This window comes from Streptomyces sp. NPDC021622, assembly GCF_040640795.1.
In the GTDB taxonomy this organism is placed as follows: domain Bacteria; phylum Actinomycetota; class Actinomycetes; order Streptomycetales; family Streptomycetaceae; genus Streptomyces.
This window is the reverse complement of record NZ_JBFACK010000006.1, coordinates 219,272-235,579: the sequence shown is the minus strand read 5'-3', so window position 1 is coordinate 235,579 and position 16,308 is coordinate 219,272. Positions and strand designations below refer to the sequence as shown.

29 protein-coding genes and 1 pseudogene are annotated in these 16,308 nt (G+C 65.3%); all 30 read right to left on the bottom strand.

All coding sequences use genetic code 11. From position 1 onward, the window contains the following. Positions 1-51: 51 nt before the first annotated feature. The 30 genes and pseudogenes from rplQ to rplC all read right to left on the bottom strand — a co-directional run bounded on the left by rplQ (position 52) and on the right by rplC (position 16,301). Positions 52-540: a 50S ribosomal protein L17 gene (gene rplQ, locus AB0G47_RS14420; protein ID WP_360768549.1), complete on the bottom strand. Its 489-nt coding sequence runs from the start codon at positions 538-540 to the stop codon at positions 52-54. Positions 541-676: 136 nt separating this feature from the next. After that, the gene (locus AB0G47_RS14415; RefSeq protein ID WP_016645160.1) at positions 677-1,699 is read right to left on the bottom strand and encodes a DNA-directed RNA polymerase subunit alpha; all 1,023 of its coding nucleotides are present in this window, start codon (positions 1,697-1,699) and stop codon (positions 677-679) included. 121 nt (positions 1,700-1,820) lie between these two features. Continuing rightward, complete coding sequence (rpsK, locus tag AB0G47_RS14410; protein ID WP_003948617.1) at positions 1,821-2,225, bottom strand: 30S ribosomal protein S11; 405 nt, start codon at positions 2,223-2,225, stop codon at positions 1,821-1,823. A gap of 61 nt (positions 2,226-2,286) precedes the next feature. Then, entirely contained in the window at positions 2,287-2,667 is a 381-nt protein-coding gene (gene rpsM / locus AB0G47_RS14405) for a 30S ribosomal protein S13 (protein WP_360768545.1), read from the bottom strand. A 187-nt stretch (positions 2,668-2,854) separates the two neighbouring features. Next, complete coding sequence (rpmJ, locus tag AB0G47_RS14400; RefSeq protein WP_003974245.1) at positions 2,855-2,968, bottom strand: 50S ribosomal protein L36; 114 nt, start codon at positions 2,966-2,968, stop codon at positions 2,855-2,857. 58 nt (positions 2,969-3,026) lie between these two features. Beyond that, complete coding sequence (gene infA, locus AB0G47_RS14395) at positions 3,027-3,248, bottom strand: translation initiation factor IF-1 (RefSeq protein ID WP_003948620.1); 222 nt, start codon at positions 3,246-3,248, stop codon at positions 3,027-3,029. Between the two features lie 167 nt (positions 3,249-3,415). Next, positions 3,416-3,583 (bottom strand): annotated as a pseudogene (locus AB0G47_RS14390) (type I methionyl aminopeptidase); the annotation flags it as partial. Positions 3,584-3,677: 94 nt separating this feature from the next. Further along, a complete protein-coding gene (map, locus tag AB0G47_RS14385) occupies positions 3,678-4,514 on the bottom strand; it encodes a type I methionyl aminopeptidase (RefSeq protein WP_360768542.1) in 837 nt (278 codons plus the stop codon). A 140-nt stretch (positions 4,515-4,654) separates the two neighbouring features. Further along, complete coding sequence (locus AB0G47_RS14380; protein ID WP_360768539.1) at positions 4,655-5,311, bottom strand: adenylate kinase; 657 nt, start codon at positions 5,309-5,311, stop codon at positions 4,655-4,657. Beyond that, the gene (gene secY, locus AB0G47_RS14375) at positions 5,311-6,624 is read right to left on the bottom strand and encodes a preprotein translocase subunit SecY (protein ID WP_360768537.1); all 1,314 of its coding nucleotides are present in this window, start codon (positions 6,622-6,624) and stop codon (positions 5,311-5,313) included. Before secY ends, AB0G47_RS14380 begins: the two co-directional genes overlap by 1 nt. A 224-nt stretch (positions 6,625-6,848) precedes the next feature. Beyond that, positions 6,849-7,304, bottom strand: coding sequence for a 50S ribosomal protein L15 (rplO, locus tag AB0G47_RS14370; RefSeq protein WP_098244248.1), 456 nt, complete (start codon positions 7,302-7,304; stop codon positions 6,849-6,851). 1 nt (position 7,305) lies between these two features. After that, positions 7,306-7,488: a 50S ribosomal protein L30 gene (gene rpmD / locus AB0G47_RS14365; protein WP_055553514.1), complete on the bottom strand. Its 183-nt coding sequence runs from the start codon at positions 7,486-7,488 to the stop codon at positions 7,306-7,308. Continuing rightward, complete coding sequence (gene rpsE, locus AB0G47_RS14360; RefSeq protein ID WP_135332562.1) at positions 7,488-8,090, bottom strand: 30S ribosomal protein S5; 603 nt, start codon at positions 8,088-8,090, stop codon at positions 7,488-7,490. The genes rpmD and rpsE overlap by 1 nt, the downstream gene beginning before the upstream one ends. Positions 8,091-8,131: 41 nt before the next feature. Further along, the gene (gene rplR, locus AB0G47_RS14355; RefSeq protein ID WP_360768532.1) at positions 8,132-8,515 is read right to left on the bottom strand and encodes a 50S ribosomal protein L18; all 384 of its coding nucleotides are present in this window, start codon (positions 8,513-8,515) and stop codon (positions 8,132-8,134) included. A 3-nt stretch (positions 8,516-8,518) separates the two neighbouring features. Further along, positions 8,519-9,058, bottom strand: coding sequence for a 50S ribosomal protein L6 (gene rplF, locus AB0G47_RS14350; protein ID WP_360768529.1), 540 nt, complete (start codon positions 9,056-9,058; stop codon positions 8,519-8,521). Between the two features lie 21 nt (positions 9,059-9,079). Further along, positions 9,080-9,478, bottom strand: coding sequence for a 30S ribosomal protein S8 (gene rpsH, locus AB0G47_RS14345; protein ID WP_030359017.1), 399 nt, complete (start codon positions 9,476-9,478; stop codon positions 9,080-9,082). 224 nt (positions 9,479-9,702) lie between these two features. Further along, positions 9,703-9,888 carry a type Z 30S ribosomal protein S14 gene (locus AB0G47_RS14340; protein ID WP_003956452.1) on the bottom strand — a complete coding sequence of 62 codons (186 nt, stop codon included), beginning with the start codon at positions 9,886-9,888 and terminating at the stop codon, positions 9,703-9,705. 5 nt (positions 9,889-9,893) lie between these two features. After that, on the bottom strand, positions 9,894-10,451 hold the full coding sequence (gene rplE / locus AB0G47_RS14335) for a 50S ribosomal protein L5 (RefSeq protein ID WP_360768525.1): 558 nt from the start codon (positions 10,449-10,451) through the stop codon (positions 9,894-9,896). Beyond that, the gene (rplX, locus tag AB0G47_RS14330; protein ID WP_055553504.1) at positions 10,451-10,774 is read right to left on the bottom strand and encodes a 50S ribosomal protein L24; all 324 of its coding nucleotides are present in this window, start codon (positions 10,772-10,774) and stop codon (positions 10,451-10,453) included. Before rplX ends, rplE begins: the two co-directional genes overlap by 1 nt. Before the next feature lie 2 nt (positions 10,775-10,776). Further along, complete coding sequence (gene rplN, locus AB0G47_RS14325; RefSeq protein ID WP_003974257.1) at positions 10,777-11,145, bottom strand: 50S ribosomal protein L14; 369 nt, start codon at positions 11,143-11,145, stop codon at positions 10,777-10,779. 97 nt (positions 11,146-11,242) lie between these two features. After that, positions 11,243-11,527, bottom strand: a complete 285-nt coding sequence (gene rpsQ, locus AB0G47_RS14320; RefSeq protein WP_360768521.1) for a 30S ribosomal protein S17 — start codon at positions 11,525-11,527, stop codon at positions 11,243-11,245. Further along, positions 11,527-11,751, bottom strand: a complete 225-nt coding sequence (gene rpmC / locus AB0G47_RS14315; RefSeq protein WP_010036720.1) for a 50S ribosomal protein L29 — start codon at positions 11,749-11,751, stop codon at positions 11,527-11,529. Before rpmC ends, rpsQ begins: the two co-directional genes overlap by 1 nt. Next, positions 11,751-12,170 (bottom strand): 50S ribosomal protein L16, encoded by a 420-nt coding sequence (gene rplP, locus AB0G47_RS14310; RefSeq protein WP_135332557.1) that lies wholly within the window; start codon positions 12,168-12,170, stop codon positions 11,751-11,753. Before rplP ends, rpmC begins: the two co-directional genes overlap by 1 nt. 5 nt (positions 12,171-12,175) lie before the next feature. After that, on the bottom strand, positions 12,176-13,018 hold the full coding sequence (rpsC, locus tag AB0G47_RS14305) for a 30S ribosomal protein S3 (RefSeq protein WP_135332556.1): 843 nt from the start codon (positions 13,016-13,018) through the stop codon (positions 12,176-12,178). Further along, positions 13,018-13,365 (bottom strand): 50S ribosomal protein L22, encoded by a 348-nt coding sequence (gene rplV, locus AB0G47_RS14300; protein WP_135332555.1) that lies wholly within the window; start codon positions 13,363-13,365, stop codon positions 13,018-13,020. Before rplV ends, rpsC begins: the two co-directional genes overlap by 1 nt. Before the next feature lie 41 nt (positions 13,366-13,406). Continuing rightward, the gene (rpsS, locus tag AB0G47_RS14295; RefSeq protein WP_360768516.1) at positions 13,407-13,688 is read right to left on the bottom strand and encodes a 30S ribosomal protein S19; all 282 of its coding nucleotides are present in this window, start codon (positions 13,686-13,688) and stop codon (positions 13,407-13,409) included. 12 nt (positions 13,689-13,700) lie between these two features. After that, positions 13,701-14,537: a 50S ribosomal protein L2 gene (rplB, locus tag AB0G47_RS14290; protein WP_135332553.1), complete on the bottom strand. Its 837-nt coding sequence runs from the start codon at positions 14,535-14,537 to the stop codon at positions 13,701-13,703. A 38-nt stretch (positions 14,538-14,575) separates the two neighbouring features. Then, entirely contained in the window at positions 14,576-14,995 is a 420-nt protein-coding gene (rplW, locus tag AB0G47_RS14285; protein ID WP_055553493.1) for a 50S ribosomal protein L23, read from the bottom strand. Then, positions 14,995-15,648 carry a 50S ribosomal protein L4 gene (gene rplD, locus AB0G47_RS14280; RefSeq protein WP_266869978.1) on the bottom strand — a complete coding sequence of 218 codons (654 nt, stop codon included), beginning with the start codon at positions 15,646-15,648 and terminating at the stop codon, positions 14,995-14,997. Before rplD ends, rplW begins: the two co-directional genes overlap by 1 nt. An 8-nt stretch (positions 15,649-15,656) precedes the next feature. After that, positions 15,657-16,301 carry a 50S ribosomal protein L3 gene (gene rplC / locus AB0G47_RS14275; RefSeq protein ID WP_266869976.1) on the bottom strand — a complete coding sequence of 215 codons (645 nt, stop codon included), beginning with the start codon at positions 16,299-16,301 and terminating at the stop codon, positions 15,657-15,659. Positions 16,302-16,308: the final 7 nt, after the last annotated feature.

Genomic DNA, 16,308 nt, shown 5'->3' with positions numbered 1-16,308 from the left:
GAAAGCGGGCCCGCCCCCAGGGGGCGGACCCGCTCACAGAAGCGCTATGCCTCAGGCGTCCTTGGACTCCTCAGCGGCCTCAACCGGAGCGTCCTCAACGGGCGCGTCCTTCTTGAGGGCGTCTTCCTTGACGGCACGCTTCGTCGCCGCCTCGGCCTCACCGGTGGCAGCCTGCGCCACGGTCAGGGCCTCGACCAGCTCGATGATCGCCATGGGCGCGTTGTCGCCACGACGGTTACCGATCTTGGTGATACGGGTGTAACCACCCGGGCGGTTCTCGTAGCGCGGGCCGATCTCCGTGAAGAGCGTGTGCACGATGCTCTTGTCGGTGATGACGGACAGCACCTGGCGGCGGTTGTGAAGGTCACCCTTCTTCGCCTTGGTGACCAGACGCTCCGCGTAGGGACGCAGACGACGGGCCTTCGCCTCGGTGGTCGTGATGCGACCGTGCTCGAAGAGCTGCTTGGCAAGGTTCGCCAGCAGCAGCTTCTCGTGCGCGGCGCTGCCGCCCAGACGGGCACCCTTGGTGGGCTTCGGCATGGTGTTTCTCCTTGATGTCTGCCCCGGCCGTATCAGGTACCGGGGTCAGCGGACCGCGCCCCGTAAGGGGCGCGGGGAACTGCGCGAGCAAACAAAACGCACGCGCAGCCAAAATCAATCCGTCGGTCCCGAGCTCTTAGTACTGCTCGGTCTCGACGAACCCGGCGTCCGCGTCGTCGTCGGCGCCAAAGGCGTCCGCGGCGGCGGTCGGGTCGAAGCCGGGAGGCGAGTCCTTCAGCGCAAGACCCATGCCGTTCAGCTTCATCTTGACCTCGTCGATCGACTTCGCACCGAAGTTGCGAATGTCGAGCAGGTCGGCCTCGGAACGAGCCACGAGCTCACCCACGGAGTGGATGCCCTCGCGCTTGAGGCAGTTGTACGACCGAACGGTGAGCTCGAGCTCCTCGATCGGCAGCGCCAGATCGGCGGCCAGGGCGGCGTCCGTCGGGGACGGACCCATGTCGATGCCCTCGGCGTCGATGTTCAGCTCACGGGCGAGACCGAACAGCTCGACCAGCGTCTTACCGGCGGACGCCATGGCGTCACGCGGACGCATGGCCTGCTTGGTCTCGACGTCGACGATCAGCTTGTCGAAGTCGGTGCGCTGCTCGACACGCGTGGCCTCGACCTTGTACGTGACCTTCAGAACCGGCGAGTAGATGGAGTCGACCGGAATACGACCGATCTCCTGGCCCACCTGCTTGTTCTGGACGGCGGAGACGTAGCCGCGACCGCGCTCGACGGTCAGCTCCATCTCCAGCTTGCCCTTGCCGTTGAGCGTGGCGAGGACCAGGTCCGGGTTGTGCACCTCGACACCGGCCGGCGGCGCGATGTCGGCGGCGGTGACGAGACCGGGACCCTGCTTGCGCAGGTACATCACGACAGGCTCGTCGTGCTCGCTGCTCACGACGAGCTGCTTGATGTTGAGGATGAGGTCGGTGACGTCTTCCTTGACGCCCGGCACGGTGGTGAACTCGTGCAGGACACCGTCGATGCGAATGCTGGTGACAGCCGCACCGGGAATCGACGACAGGAGGGTCCGACGCAGGGAGTTGCCGAGGGTGTAACCGAAGCCCGGCTCCAGCGGCTCGATCACGAACCGGGAGCGGAATTCGTCGACGACCTCTTCGGTCAACGAGGGACGCTGAGCAATCAGCATGTTGCGATCCTTCAGTCAGGGGCACCCACTATTTGATGCCCTGATTCGTTACAAGGGTACGGGCGATACGACTCCGAAGAGCCGTACCGCCCGAATCCTCAAGACAAGCGACGTACGAACGTCAGACGCGACGGCGCTTGGGCGGACGGCAGCCGTTGTGCGGCGTGGGCGTCACGTCCTGGATCGAGCCGACCTCAAGGCCGGTCGCCTGGAGCGAACGGATGGCGGTCTCACGACCGGAACCCGGGCCCTTGACGAAGACGTCGACCTTGCGCATGCCGTGCTCCTGCGCGCGACGGGCAGCCGACTCGGCGGCCATCTGCGCGGCGAACGGAGTGGACTTGCGCGAGCCCTTGAAGCCGACGTGGCCGGCGGAGGCCCAGGAGATCACGTTGCCGGTCGGGTCCGTGATGGACACGATCGTGTTGTTGAACGTGCTCTTGATGTGGGCGTGCCCGTGAGCGACGTTCTTCTTTTCCTTGCGGCGCACCTTCTTGGCAGCGCCCTGACGACCCTTGGGGGGCATCTATAACTCCTACGCGAGGTGGTCGGTCCTGCAGCGACAGCTGTCGATCGACCGCTGAGGACTACTTCTTGCCCGGCTTCTTCTTACCGGCGATGGCGCGACGCGGGCCCTTACGGGTGCGGGCGTTGGTGCTGGTGCGCTGACCGCGGACGGGCAGGCCACGACGGTGACGCAGACCCTGGTAGCAGCCGATCTCGACCTTGCGGCGGATGTCGGCCTGGATCTCGCGGCGGAGGTCACCCTCCGTCTGGATGTTGGCGTCCACGTACTCGCGGATCTTGACGAGGTCTTCCTCGGTCAGGTCGCGAACGCGGGTGTTGCGGTCCACACCGGTGGCGTCCAGCGTCTGCTGGGACAGCGTGCGGCCAATGCCGAACACGTACGTGAGGGCAACCTCAACGCGCTTGTCGCGCGGGAGGTCAACACCTTCAAGGCGTGCCATTCAAGGCTCCTGTTGATTTTCGGAGGTCTTCAGCAGAACCGTTCCCAGGTGCCGTATGAGGTACATCCTGGGTCCCCGGCCTCCGACCGGGGGTGTCGCCCTCCATTACCGATGGATCTGAAGAGGGACGGGTCCTGCATATGTGCTTAATTGCGTCGCGCGAAAATCTGCGAACTGCAGTCGTGCGTCAGCCCTGGCGCTGCTTGTGGCGCGGGTTGTCGCAGATAACCATGACCCGGCCGTGACGGCGGATCACCCTGCACTTGTCGCAGATCTTCTTGACGCTCGGCTTGACCTTCATTGGGTGAGGTTCTCCGGGTCAGTGCCATCACCCCACGTGAATGGGGTGCGGGCAAGATCTACTTGTACCGGTAGACGATCCGGCCACGCGTCAGGTCGTACGGAGACAACTCCACCACGACCCGGTCGTCAGGGAGGATACGGATGTAGTGCATGCGCATCTTGCCGCTGATGTGTGCCAGGACCTGGTGGCCGTTCTGGAGCTCCACCTTGAACATGGCGTTCGGAAGAGACTCGACGACAGTGCCTTCGATCTCGATGGCACCTTGCTTCTTGGCCACGCTTCGCCCTTCGAATCGACTACCTTGATCGACTTCACACACCGCATGCAGACACACGGATGCACGAGAGCCGACGCGTCAGTCTACGTCAGGCCACCCGGAAAGACGAATCGAGAAAGAATGCCCCACCAGGGAGATCCTTAAGCAACCCGGGCGCCGCCCAGCCCTTAGCCCAGCGGATCCGGCGCGACCGTAACCCCGTACTCCGCCAGCTTCGCCTTGCCGCAGTCAGGAGCCGTGAGGACCAGCGGGCCCTCCTCCGTCAGCGCGATCGAGTGCTCCCAGTGCGAGGACCAGGTGCCGTCCGTCGTGATGACCGTCCAGTCGACCATTTCCCGACGCCCCCCTCGCGGGCTCGGCGCTGGCGCGCCTCACATGCTTCGAGCGGCTGCGCCGGACTCCGTCCGTCGGGGCGGCACCCACCGCGGCTTAGCCCAGCGGATCCGGCGCGACCGTAACCCCGTACTCCGCCAGCTTCGCCTTGCCGCAGTCAGGAGCCGTGAGGACCAGCGGGCCCTCCTCCGTCAGCGCGATCGAGTGCTCCCAGTGCGAGGACCAGGTGCCGTCCGTCGTGATGACCGTCCAGTCGTCCTGGAGGACCTCCGTGCGGGGCGTGCCGAGGGACACCATCGGCTCGATGGCCAGGCAGAAGCCGGGGACCAGCTTCGGGCCCTTGCCGCGCCGGCGCTCGACGTAGTTCAGGAGGTGGGGGTCCATGTGCATCTCGGTGCCGATGCCGTGACCGCCGTAGTCCTCGATGATCCCGTACTTGCCGCCGCCCGGCTTCGGCTGCCGGCGGATGTACGTCTCGATGGCGCGGGAGATGTCGACGAGGCGGTTGCCCTGCTTCATGGCGGCGAGGCCCGCCCACATCGACTCCTCGGTCACCCGGGAGAGCTCGACCAGCTCCGGAGCGTGACCGGTGCCGACGAAGGCGGTGAAGGCGGCGTCGCCGTGCCAGCCGTCGATGATCGCGCCCGCGTCGATGGAGATGATGTCGCCGTCCTTCAGGACGGTCTTCTCATCCGGGATGCCATGTACGACGACCTCGTTGACCGAGGTGCAGATCGTCGCGGGAAAGCCGCCGTACCCGAGGAAGTTGGACTTGGCGCCGTGCTCGGCGATCACCTTGCGCGCGACGTCGTCCAGGTCCTTGGTCGTGGCGCCGGGCACCGCGGCCTCACGCGTCGCGGCGTGAATGGCGGCGACGACAAGGCCCGCCTCACGCATCTTCGCGATCTGCTCGGGGGTCTTGATCTGCACCATGAAGGGGCCTGAGCCTTTCTGAACCTGAGATGACGGGACATCCACAACGATACGGCGGGGACGAACCTCCCCGCGCCCCGTCCACGACGTGGGCCGCGGCACCCCTGGGGGATGCCGCGGCCCACGTGTCACTGCTTGAGTTACGCGTCCTCGCGAGAGAGCGCGTCCATCGCACGCTTGGTGACCTCGTCCACCTTGCCGAGCGCCGAGATCGTGACGACAAGGCCCTGGGCCTTGTAGTGGTCGATGATCGGCTCGGTCTCGCGGTGATACACGTCGAGCCGCTTGCGCACGGTCTCTTCCTTGTCGTCACCGCGCTGGTAGAGCTCGCCGCCGCAGACGTCACAGACGCCCTCGGTCTTCGGCTTGCTGTACGACACGTGGAAGACGTGGCTCGAATCATTCCGGCAGATGCGGCGGCCCGCGATGCGCTTGACCACCTCGTCCTCGGGGACCTCAAGGTCGAGCACCGCGTCGAGCTGCTGGCCGTCCGCCTTGAGCGACGCGTCAAGCGCCTCCGCCTGCGACACGTTCCGCGGGAAGCCGTCGAGCAGGAAGCCGTTCACGGCGTCCGGCTGCTCCATGCGGTCCTTGGCCATGCCGATGGTCACCTCGTCGGGGACGAGGTTGCCGGCGTCCATGAACGCCTTCGCCTGCTTGCCCAGCTCCGTGCCCTGGCTGATGTTGGCGCGGAAGAGGTCGCCCGTGGAGATGTGCGGGATCGACAGGTTCTTGGCAAGGAACGCAGCCTGCGTTCCCTTGCCCGCACCGGGCGGCCCGACGAGGACGATACGCATCAGCGGAGGAACCCTTCGTAATTGCGCTGCTGGAGCTGGCTCTCGATCTGCTTCACGGTTTCCAGACCCACACCCACGATGATCAGGATGCTTGTCCCGCCGAACGGGAAGTTCTGGTTCGCGCCGAAGCCCACCAACGCCATCGTCGGTACAAGAGCGATCAGGCCCAGATACAGCGAGCCCGGCCAGGTGATCCGGTTGAGTACGTAACTCAGATACTCAGCGGTCGGACGGCCAGCCCGGATGCCCGGGATGAAGCCACCATACTTCTTCATGTTGTCCGCGACTTCCTCGGGGTTGAACGAGATAGCCACGTAGAAGAAGGCGAAGAACACGATCAGCAAGAAGTACGTCGTGATGTAGATCGGGTGGTCACCCTTGGTCAGGTTCGCCTCGATCCACTGCTTCCACCCCGAGTTGCCCCCCGCGAACTGCGCGACGAGAGCCGGAATGTAGAGCAGTGAAGAGGCAAAGATCACAGGGATGATTCCGGCCTGATTGACCTTCAGCGGAATGTAGGTCGACGTACCGCCGTAGGACCGGCGGCCGATCATGCGCTTCGCGTACTGGACCGGAATGCGTCGCTGCGCCTGCTCGACGAAGACCACCAGGCCGACCATGACCAGACCGACCGCGATGACCGTGCCGAACTCGATCCAGCCGTCGGCCAGCGAGCCCTGCTGCTTGATGGCCCACAGGGCGCTCGGGAAGGTCGCGGCGATCGAGATGAACATCAGGATCGACATGCCGTTGCCGATGCCGCGGTCGGTGATGAGCTCACCGAGCCACATCACACAGGCCGTACCCGCGGTCATCGTGATGACCATGGTGACGGTGACGAAGATCGACTGGTCGGGCACGATCTCGCTGGCGACGGGGCAGCCGGAGAAGAGCGCGCCGGTGCGGGCGGTGGCCACCAGGCCGGTGCCCTGCAGGATCGCGAGCGCCACGGTCAGATAACGCGTGTACTGCGTGATCTTGGCCGTGCCCGCCTGGCCCTCCTTCTTGAGGGCCTCGAGCCGCGGGATCACCACGGTAAGGAGCTGCAGAATGATGCTCGCCGTGATGTACGGCATGATGCCGAGCGCGAAGATCGTGATCTGCAGCAGGGCACCACCACTCATCATGTTGACGAGACCGAACAGCCCCTGATTGGTGTTCGCGACGTCCATGCAGGTCTGGACGTTCTTGTAGTTGATGCCGGGAATCGGTACGTGCGTACCGATCCGGTAGATCACGATGATGCCGAGCGTGAAGAGCAGCTTCTTGCGCAGGTCGGGCGTCTTGAACGCCCGGGCGAACGCGGTGAGCACGGTGCCTCCTGCGACCCCCGCGCACGTGCGTCAGAGGTAGTGGTCTGAGGATCGACGAATACGTATCAGTCACAAAAACCGCGCGGGCAGACCGCACGGAACTTAGACAGTGCACGCCACCTTACCGGCGACCGTGCCCCCCTTGGAACGACCAACCGGGGATGCCCCATATGTGGGGCATCCCCGGCTGGGAATCGCTCAAGTCATCGAGAAGCCTGGTGAATTCAGACGAGCTCGGTGACGGTACCGCCGGCGGCGGTGATCTTCTCCTTGGCGGAGCCGGAGACGGCGTCAACCGTCACCTGCAGCGCCACGGTGACCTCACCCTGGCCGAGGACCTTGACAAGGCTGTTCTTGCGAACGGCACCCTTGGCCACGAGGGCCTCGACGGTGACCTCGCCACCCTCGGGGAACAGCGCGCTCAGCTTGTCGAGGTTCACGACCTGGAACTCGGTCTTGAACGGGTTCTTGAAGCCCTTGAGCTTCGGGAGACGCATGTGGAGGGGCATCTGGCCACCCTCGAAGCGCTCCGGAACCTGGTAACGGGCCTTGGTGCCCTTGGTACCACGACCAGCGGTCTTACCCTTGGACGCCTCACCACGACCCACACGGGTCTTGGCGGTCTTGGCGCCCGGGGCGGGCCGGAGGTTGTGGACCTTCAGCGGGTTCTGCTCCGCCATGTCAGTCGACCTCCTCAACCGTCACGAGGTGGCGGACGGTGTGCACCATTCCGCGGAACTCGGGGCGGTCCTCCTTGACGACCTGCGTGTTGATGCCCTTGAGACCAAGGGAGCGCAGGGTGTCGCGGTGGTTCTGCTTGCTGCCGATGTACGACTTCGTCTGCGTGACCTTGAGGCGAGCCATTACGCACCCGCCCCGGCACGTGCACGGAGAAGAGCCGCGGGGGCGACGTCCTCGAGGGGCAGACCACGGCGAGCCGCGATCTCCTCGGGACGCTGCAGGCCCTTGAGGGCCGCCACGGTCGCGTGCACGATGTTGATCGCGTTGTCGGAGCCCAGGGACTTCGACAGGATGTCGTGAACGCCGGCGCACTCCAGAACGGCGCGCACCGGGCCACCGGCGATAACACCGGTACCGGGGGAAGCCGGCTTGAGCAGGACGACGCCCGCGGCCTTCTCGCCCTGGATCGGGTGCGGGATGGTGCCCTGGATACGGGGGACCTTGAAGAAGTGCTTCTTGGCCTCCTCAACACCCTTGGCGATGGCGGCCGGCACCTCCTTGGCCTTGCCGTAACCGACACCTACGGTGCCGTCACCGTCGCCCACCACGACCAGCGCGGTGAAGCTGAAGCGACGACCACCCTTGACTACCTTGGCGACACGGTTGATCGCGACAACGCGCTCAACGTATGCGGTCTTCTCGGCGGCAGCGCCACCGTCGCGACCCTTCCGGTCCCGCCGCTCGCCGCCACCGGCACCGCTTCCGCGGCGCTGGGGTCCAGCCATTGGAATTACCTCTCTCTGTTTCCGCTAGCTACGGAACCGACTCAGAACTTGAGTCCGGCTTCGCGGGCGGCGTCCGCCAGGGCGGCGATGCGCCCGGCGTACTGGTTACCACCACGGTCGAACACAACGGTCTCGACGCCCGCGGCCTTGGCACGCTCGGCGACCAGGGCGCCGACCTGCTTGGCCTGCGCCGACTTGTCGCCCTCGCCACCACGGATGGTGGTGTCCAGGGTCGACGCCGACGCCAGGGTGTGACCCTGGATGTCGTCGATGACCTGGGCGACGATGTTGCGGTTCGAGCGCGTCACGACCAGGCGAGGACGCTCGGCCGTGCCCGAGACCCGCTTGCGGATCCGGATGTGGCGACGCTTGATCGCGGCACGCTTGTAAGCGTCACCCTTAGCGATCTTCGTACCGTATGCCATGGCTTACTTACCCGCCTTTCCGACCTTGCGGCGGATGACTTCGCCCTCGTACTTGACACCCTTGGCCTTGTACGGGTCGGGCTTGCGCAGCTTGCGGATGTTGGCCGCAACCTCGCCGACCTTCTGCTTGTCGATGCCCTCGACCGAAAGCTTGGTCGCGGACTCCACCTTGAAGGTGATGCCCTCGGGGGCCTCGACCAGGATCGGGTGGCTGTAGCCCAGCGAGAACTCCAGGTTGGAGCCCTTCGCGAGCACGCGGTAACCGACACCGCTGATCTCGAGCTTCTTCACGTAACCCTGGGTCACGCCGGTGATCATGTTCGCCACCAGCGTGCGGGACAGGCCGTGCAGGGCCTTGTTCTGACGCTCGTCGTTCGGGCGGGTGACGTTGAGAACGCCGTCCTCACCCTTAGCGATCTCGATCGGCGCGACGACGGTGTGGGAGAGGGAACCCTTGGGGCCCTTCACCGAGACCGTACGGCCGTCGATGGTGACGTCCACGCCGGCGGGAACCGTGATGGGGAGCTTGCCAATACGCGACATTAGCTATTCCTCCGTTCCCGACTACCAGACGTAGGCGAGGACTTCCCCACCTACGCCCTTCTTGCCTGCCTGCTGTCCGGTCAGAAGACCGTGCGACGTGGAGATGATCGCCACGCCGAGGCCGCCGAGGACCTTGGGCAGGTTGGTGGACTTCGCGTAAACCCGGAGACCGGGCTTGGAGATCCGCTTGATGCCCGCAATGGAGCGCTCACGGTTCGGGCCGAACTTCAGCTCGAGAACGAGGTTCTTGCCAACCTCGGCGTCCTCGACCTTCCAGCCCGTGATGAAGCCCTCCTGCTGGAGGATCTCCGCGATGTGCGACTTGATCTTGCTGTGCGGCATAGCCACGGAGTCGTGGTACGCCGAGTTCGCGTTACGCAGACGAGTCAGCATGTCCGCGATCGGATCAGTCATGGTCATGAATTGGCCTTCGGCCTCTCTCGCCGTGGTTTCCTATCTGCGCCATCCCTCTCCCCACTCAGAGGCGGGACGGGTGCGGCGCGGGGACCTACGGCGTAGTAAGTCGGTCAGGGCGGCAGGCGCCCAACCCTCCTAGCCTAAGCCATGGAGAGGTGGGCCACCTACCGACCAGATACTTACCGAGAGCCTCCGGTAATTCCCAAGTCCCTAAGGACAGAGGGGAATTACCAGGAGCTCTTGGTCACGCCCGGCAGCTCGCCACGGTGAGCCATCTCACGAAGGCACACGCGGCAGAGGCCGAACTTGCGGTACACGGAGTGCGGACGGCCACAGCGCTGGCAGCGGGTGTAGGCGCGCACACCGAACTTGGGCTTACGAGCAGCCTTGGCAATAAGAGCCTTCTTCGCCATCTCGCTTACGCCTCCTTGAACGGGAAGCCGAGGTGACGGAGAAGGGCACGGCCCTCAGCGTCGTTGGTCGCCGTGGTGACCACGGTGATGTCCATACCCCGGACGCGGTCGATCTTGTCCTGGTCGATCTCGTGGAACATGACCTGCTCCGTGAGACCGAAGGTGTAGTTGCCACGGCCGTCGAACTGCTTGGGGGACAGACCACGGAAGTCGCGGATGCGCGGAAGCGCGAGCGACAGGGTGCGGTCCAGGAACTCCCACATGCGGTCGCCACGGAGCGTGACGTGGCAGCCGATCGGCTGACCCTCGCGCAGCTTGAACTGCGCGATGGACTTCCGGGCCTTCGTCACGGCCGGCTTCTGGCCGGTGATCGTGGTGAGGTCGCGGATGGCGCCGTCGATCAGCTTCGAGTCACGGGCGGCGTCGCCGACACCCATGTTGACCACGATCTTGACCAGGCCGGGGGTCTGCATGACGTTCTCGTACGAGAACTCTTCCTGCAGCTTGGCCGCGATCTCCTCGCGGTACTTCGTCTTCAGACGCGGAGTGGTGGTGGTCGTCATCAGATGTCCTCACCCGTCCGCTTGGCAACGCGGATCTTGTTGCCGTCTTCGTCGAAGCGGAAACCGACACGCGTGACGACCTTGTTGCCGTCCTTCTCCACGACGAGCTGAACGTTGCTCACGTGGACAGGGGCCTCGGTGGTCACGATGCCGCCGGCCTGCGAACCGCTGGCGGTCGGGCCGGCCTTCGTGTGCTTCTTGACCCGGTTGACACCCTCGACCAGGACGCGCTCGTCGCGCGGGTAAGCGGCAATGACCTTGCCCTGCTTGCCCTTGTCCTTACCGGTGATGACCTGGACCAGGTCGCCCTTCTTGATCTTCATGCTTACAGCACCTCCGGCGCGAGCGAGATGATCTTCATGAACTTCTTCTCGCGCAGCTCACGGCCCACCGGGCCGAAGATACGGGTGCCGCGAGGGTCGCCGTCGTTCTTCAGAATGACGGCGGCGTTCTCGTCGAAGCGGATGTACGAGCCGTCGGGACGGCGGCGCTCCTTGACGGTGCGAACGATGACCGCCTTGACGACGTCACCCTTCTTCACGTTGCCACCGGGGATCGCGTCCTTGACGGTGGCGACGATGACGTCACCGATGCCCGCGTAGCGGCGACCCGAGCCACCGAGAACACGAATGGTGAGAATTTCCTTCGCACCCGTGTTGTCGGCGACGCGAAGTCGCGACTCCTGCTGGATCACGTCTATCTCCTGTTTGTCTGCCGGTTCCCCCGGGGCAGTTCAGCGAACTGCCCCGGGAGCCTGGCGGAACGAACCCTGAGGGATACCCCTCAGAGAATTACTTGGCCTTCTCGAGGATCTCGACGATGCGCCAGCGCTTGGTCGCCGACAGCGGACGCGTCTCCATCAGGAGGACGCGGTCGCCGACGCCGGCAGCGTTCTGCTCGTCGTGCGCCTTGAGCTTGTTCGTACGGCGGATGACCTTGCCGTACAGCGCGTGCTTCACGCGGTCCTCGACAGCGACGACGACGGTCTTGTCCATCTTGTCGCTGACGACCAGACCCTCACGGGTCTTGCGGAAACCGCGGTCGGTGTTGGTCTCAGTCACGTTGCTCTCGCTCATCAGGCGCTCTCCACCGTCTCGATGCCCAGCTCGCGCTCACGCATCAGGGTGTAGATCCGCGCGATGTCCTTACGGACGGCCTTGAGCCGACCGTGGTTCTCGAGCTGACCGGTCGCCGCCTGGAAACGGAGGTTGAACAGCTCTTCCTTGGCCTCGCGGAGCTTGTTGAGGAGCTCCTCGTTGCCCAGTTCGCGCAGCTCGGACGCCTTGGTACCGGCCGACATCACGACTCACCTGCCTCGCGCCGAACAATCCGGCACTTCATCGGAAGCTTGTGAGCAGCGCGGGTAAGCGCCTCACGCGCAGTCTTCTCATTCGGGTAGGACAGCTCGAACATCACCCGTCCGGGCTTGACGTTCGCGACCCACCACTCGGGGGAACCCTTACCGGAACCCATGCGGGTCTCGGCGGGCTTCTTCGTCAGCGGGCGGTCCGGGTAGATGTTGATCCAGACCTTGCCGCCACGCTTGATGTGGCGGGTCATCGCGATACGAGCCGCCTCGATCTGGCGGTTGGTCACGTACGCCGGAGTGAGGGCCTGAATGCCGTACTCGCCGAACGCAACCTGCGTACCACCCTTGGACATACCGCTGCGCTTGGGGTGGTGCTGCTTGCGGTGCTTGACCCTACGAGGGATCAGCATGTCGGTCAGGCCTCCGTTCCGGTGCTCTCAGCCGGAGCGGCAGCTGCGGCGGGTGCCTCGGCCTTGGGGGCCTCGGCAGCTGGCGCGGACTGCTGCTGCGGCTTGCGGCCGCGGCCGCCACGCTCGCCACCACGGCCACCACGGGCCGGGCGGTCGTTGCCGCCACCACGGGCCGGGCGGTTACCCGCACGGGCCGCGGCGTTCTCGGCGCGGACCTCGGCGATGTTCTTGACGTCGCCCTTGTAGATCCAGACCTTCACGCCGATACGGCCGAAGGTCGTCTTGGCCTCGAAGAAGCCGTAGTCGACGTTCGCACGGAGCGTGTGCAGGGGCACACGGCCCTCGCGGTAGAACTCCGAGCGGGACATCTCGGCGCCGCCGAGACGGCCACCACACTGGATCTTGATGCCCTTGGCGCCGGCCTTCATCGACGACTGCATGCTCTTACGCATGGCGCGACGGAAGGAGACGCGGGAGGACAGCTGCTCCGCCACGGCCTGGGCCACGAGCTGAGCGTCGACCTCGGGGTTCTTGACCTCGAGGATGTTCAGCTGGACCTGCTTGCCCGTGAGCTTCTCGAGGTCACCGCGGATGCGGTCGGCCTCGGCGCCACGGCGGCCGATGACGATGCCGGGACGTGCGGTGTGGATGTCCACACGCACGCGGTCACGGGTGCGCTCGATCTCAACCTTCGAGATGCCGGCGCGCTCCATGCCGGACGTCATCATCCGACGGATGGCGACGTCTTCCTTGACGTAGTCCTTGTACAGCTTGTCGGCGTACCACCGGGACTTGAAGTCCGTGGTGATGCCGAGCCGGAACCCGTGCGGGTTTACCTTCTGGCCCATTACCGGGTTCCTTCCTTGCTGCTGACGACCACGGTGATGTGGCTGGTCCGCTTACGGATCCGGTAGGCACGGCCCTGAGCACGCGGACGGAACCGCTTCAGGGTCGGACCCTCGTCCACAAACGCCTCGCTGATGAACAGCGAAGAGGCGTCCGAGTGGTCGTAGTTGTGTGCAGCGTTGGCAATGGCGCTGTCAAGCACCTTGCCAACCGGCACGCTCGCGGCCTGCGGGGCGAAACGCAGGACCGCCTGAGCCTCCGTGGCATCCATGCCACGGATGAGGTCCACCACGCGGCGGGCCTTCATGGGCGTGACGCGGATGTACCGCGCCTGGGCCCTGGCTTCCATGGTTGTCCCTTCGGTGTAAGTCATAGTCGTTCCACCCCGCGCTAGCGGCGCTTCGACTTCCGGTCGTCCTTGACGTGGCCGCGGAAGGTGCGAGTCGGCGAGAACTCGCCGAGCTTGTGGCCGACCATCGCCTCGGTGACGAACACCGGGATGTGGGTCTTGCCGTTGTGCACCGCGATCGTGTGTCCCAGCATGGCCGGGATGATCATCGAGCGACGGGACCAGGTCTTGATGACGTTCTTGGTACCGGCTTCGTTCTGAGCGTCCACCTTCTTTACGAGGTGGCCGTCAACGAAGGGTCCCTTCTTGAGACTGCGCGGCATCTAAACCCGCTCCTAGCGCTTCTTGTTCGACTTGCGGCGGCGGACGATGTACTTGTTGCTCGCCTTGTTGCGATCACGAGTACGACCCTCCTTCTTGCCCCACGGCGAGACCGGGTGACGACCACCGGAGGTCTTGCCTTCACCACCACCGTGCGGGTGGTCAACCGGGTTCATCACGACACCACGCACGGTCGGGCGGACGCCCTTCCAGCGCATGCGGCCGGCCTTGCCCCAGTTGATGTTCGACTGCTCGGCGTTGCCGACCTCGCCGATGGTGGCGCGGCAGCGGACGTCGACCAGGCGGATCTCACCAGACGGCATGCGGAGGTGGGCCATGGAGCCCTCCTTCGCGAGCAGCTGCACGGAGGCACCCGCGGAGCGGGCGAACTTCGCGCCGCCGCCGGGCCGCAGCTCGATGGCGTGGATCGTCGTACCGACGGGGATGTTGCGCAGCGCCATGTTGTTGCCGGGCTTGATGTCGGCGCCAGGGCCGTTCTCAACCCGGGCACCCTGTCCCAGACCACGCGGGGCCAGGATGTAGCGCTTCTCGCCATCGGCGTAGTGCAGGAGCGCGATGCGCGCAGTGCGGTTCGGGTCGTACTCGATGTGCGCGACCTTCGCCGGCACGCCGTCCTTGTCGTGACGACGGAAGTCGATCACTCGGTAGGCGCGCTTGTGTCCGCCACCCTGGTGGCGAACGGTGATCCGACCGGCGTTGTTACGGCCGCCCTTGCTGTGCAGCGGGCGAACCAGCGACTTCTCCGGCGTGGACCGCGTTACCTCGACGAAGTCGGCGACGCTGGAGCCACGACGGCCCGGCGTAGTCGGCTTGTACTTGCGGATTCCCATTTCTCAGTCCTCGTCCGATATTCGGACCGGGCGCTCCGTTAGGAGGCCTGGCCGAAGATGTCGATACGGTCGCCCTCAGCGAGGGTCACGATGGCGCGCTTGGTGTCGGCACGCTTGCCGAAACCGGTGCGCGTACGCTTCCGCTTGCCCTGACGGTTGATCGTGTTGACTCCGGTGACCTTGACCGAGAAGACCGCCTCGACGGCCTGCTTGATCTGGGTCTTGTTGGAGCCAGGAGCCACGATGAACGTGTACTTGCCCTCGTCGAGCAGCGCGTACGACTTCTCGGAGACGACCGGCTTGACGAGGACGTCGCGCGGGTCCGAGAAGGACTTGCTCAGCGGGGTGGGCTCAACAGCGATCTTGCCCTCGGTCGCGATGCGCTTCGCCTTGGCGACACGCGCGGCCTTGGCGGCCTTCGCAGCCTTGGACGCGATGCTCTGGTGACGAATAGCCATCAGGCTTCGCTCCCTTCGGTCTCATTGGCCTTGGGGCCAGACACGAAGGACTCGAAGGCGGCCTTGGTGAAGACCACGTCGTCCGAGACGAGCACGTCGTACGTGTTCAGCTGGCCCGGCTCCAGGATGTGCACCTGGGGCAGGTTGCGGGCGGAGAGCAGCGAAGTCTCGTCCGCACGGTCGATGACCAGGAGCACGTTCTTGCGCTCGCTGACCTTGCCGAGCAGCGTCTTCGCGGCCTTGGTGGAGATCTCGCCCTCGACCACGTTGGTGACAACGTGGATACGAGCGTTGCGGGCCCGGTCGGTGAGGGCGTGGCGCAGGGCCGCGGCCTTCATCTTCTTCGGGGTCCGCTGCGAGTAGTCACGCGGCTGCGGGCCGTGGACGACGCCACCGCCGGCGAACTGCGGCGCACGGGTCGAACCCTGGCGCGCGCGGCCGGTGCCCTTCTGGCGGTAAGGCTTCTTGCCACCACCGCGGACTTCGCCACGGCGCTTGGTCTTGTGCGTGCCCTGACGGGCAGCGGCCAGCTGGGCGACGACGACCTGGTGGATCAGCGGGATGCTGATCTTCTCGACGTCGAAGATCTCCGCGGGGAGCTCGACCGTCCCGGTCTTGTCGCCTGCCGGCGAAAGGATGTCAATGGTGCTCATGGGTTACCTCAGGCCCCCTTGGCCGCGGTACGGACCAGGACGAGGCCGCCGTTCGGACCAGGAATCGCGCCCTTGATGAGCAGCAGACCCTTCTCCGCGTCAACGGCGTGGACGGTCAGGTTCTGGGTGGTGACCCGCTCGTTGCCCATGCGACCCGCCATGCGCTGACCCTTGAAAACACGGCCAGGCGTGGCGCAGCCACCGATGGAACCGGGCTTGCGGTGCACACGGTGGGCACCGTGCGAGGCCTTGCCACCGGCGAAGTTGTGACGCTTCATGACACCGGCGAAGCCCTTGCCCTTGCTCTTGCCGGTGACGTCGACCTTGATACCGGCCTCGAACGTCTCGGCAGTCAGCTCCTGGCCGAGGGTGTACTCGCTGGCACCAGCGGTACGGATCTCGACGAGGTGGCGACGGGGGGTCACGTCGGCCTTGGCGAAGTGACCCTTGAGGGGCTTGTTCACCTTGCGCGGGTCGATCTCGCCGAAGGCGATCTGGACCGACTCGTAGCCGTCGCTGTCATTCGTACGGACCTGGGTAACGACGCAGGGCCCGGCCTTGACCACGGTCACCGGGACGATGCGGTTGTTCTCGTCCCAGACCTGGGTCATGCCGAGCTTCTCGCCCAGGATGCCCTTGATCTGCTTGGTCATCTTCTCC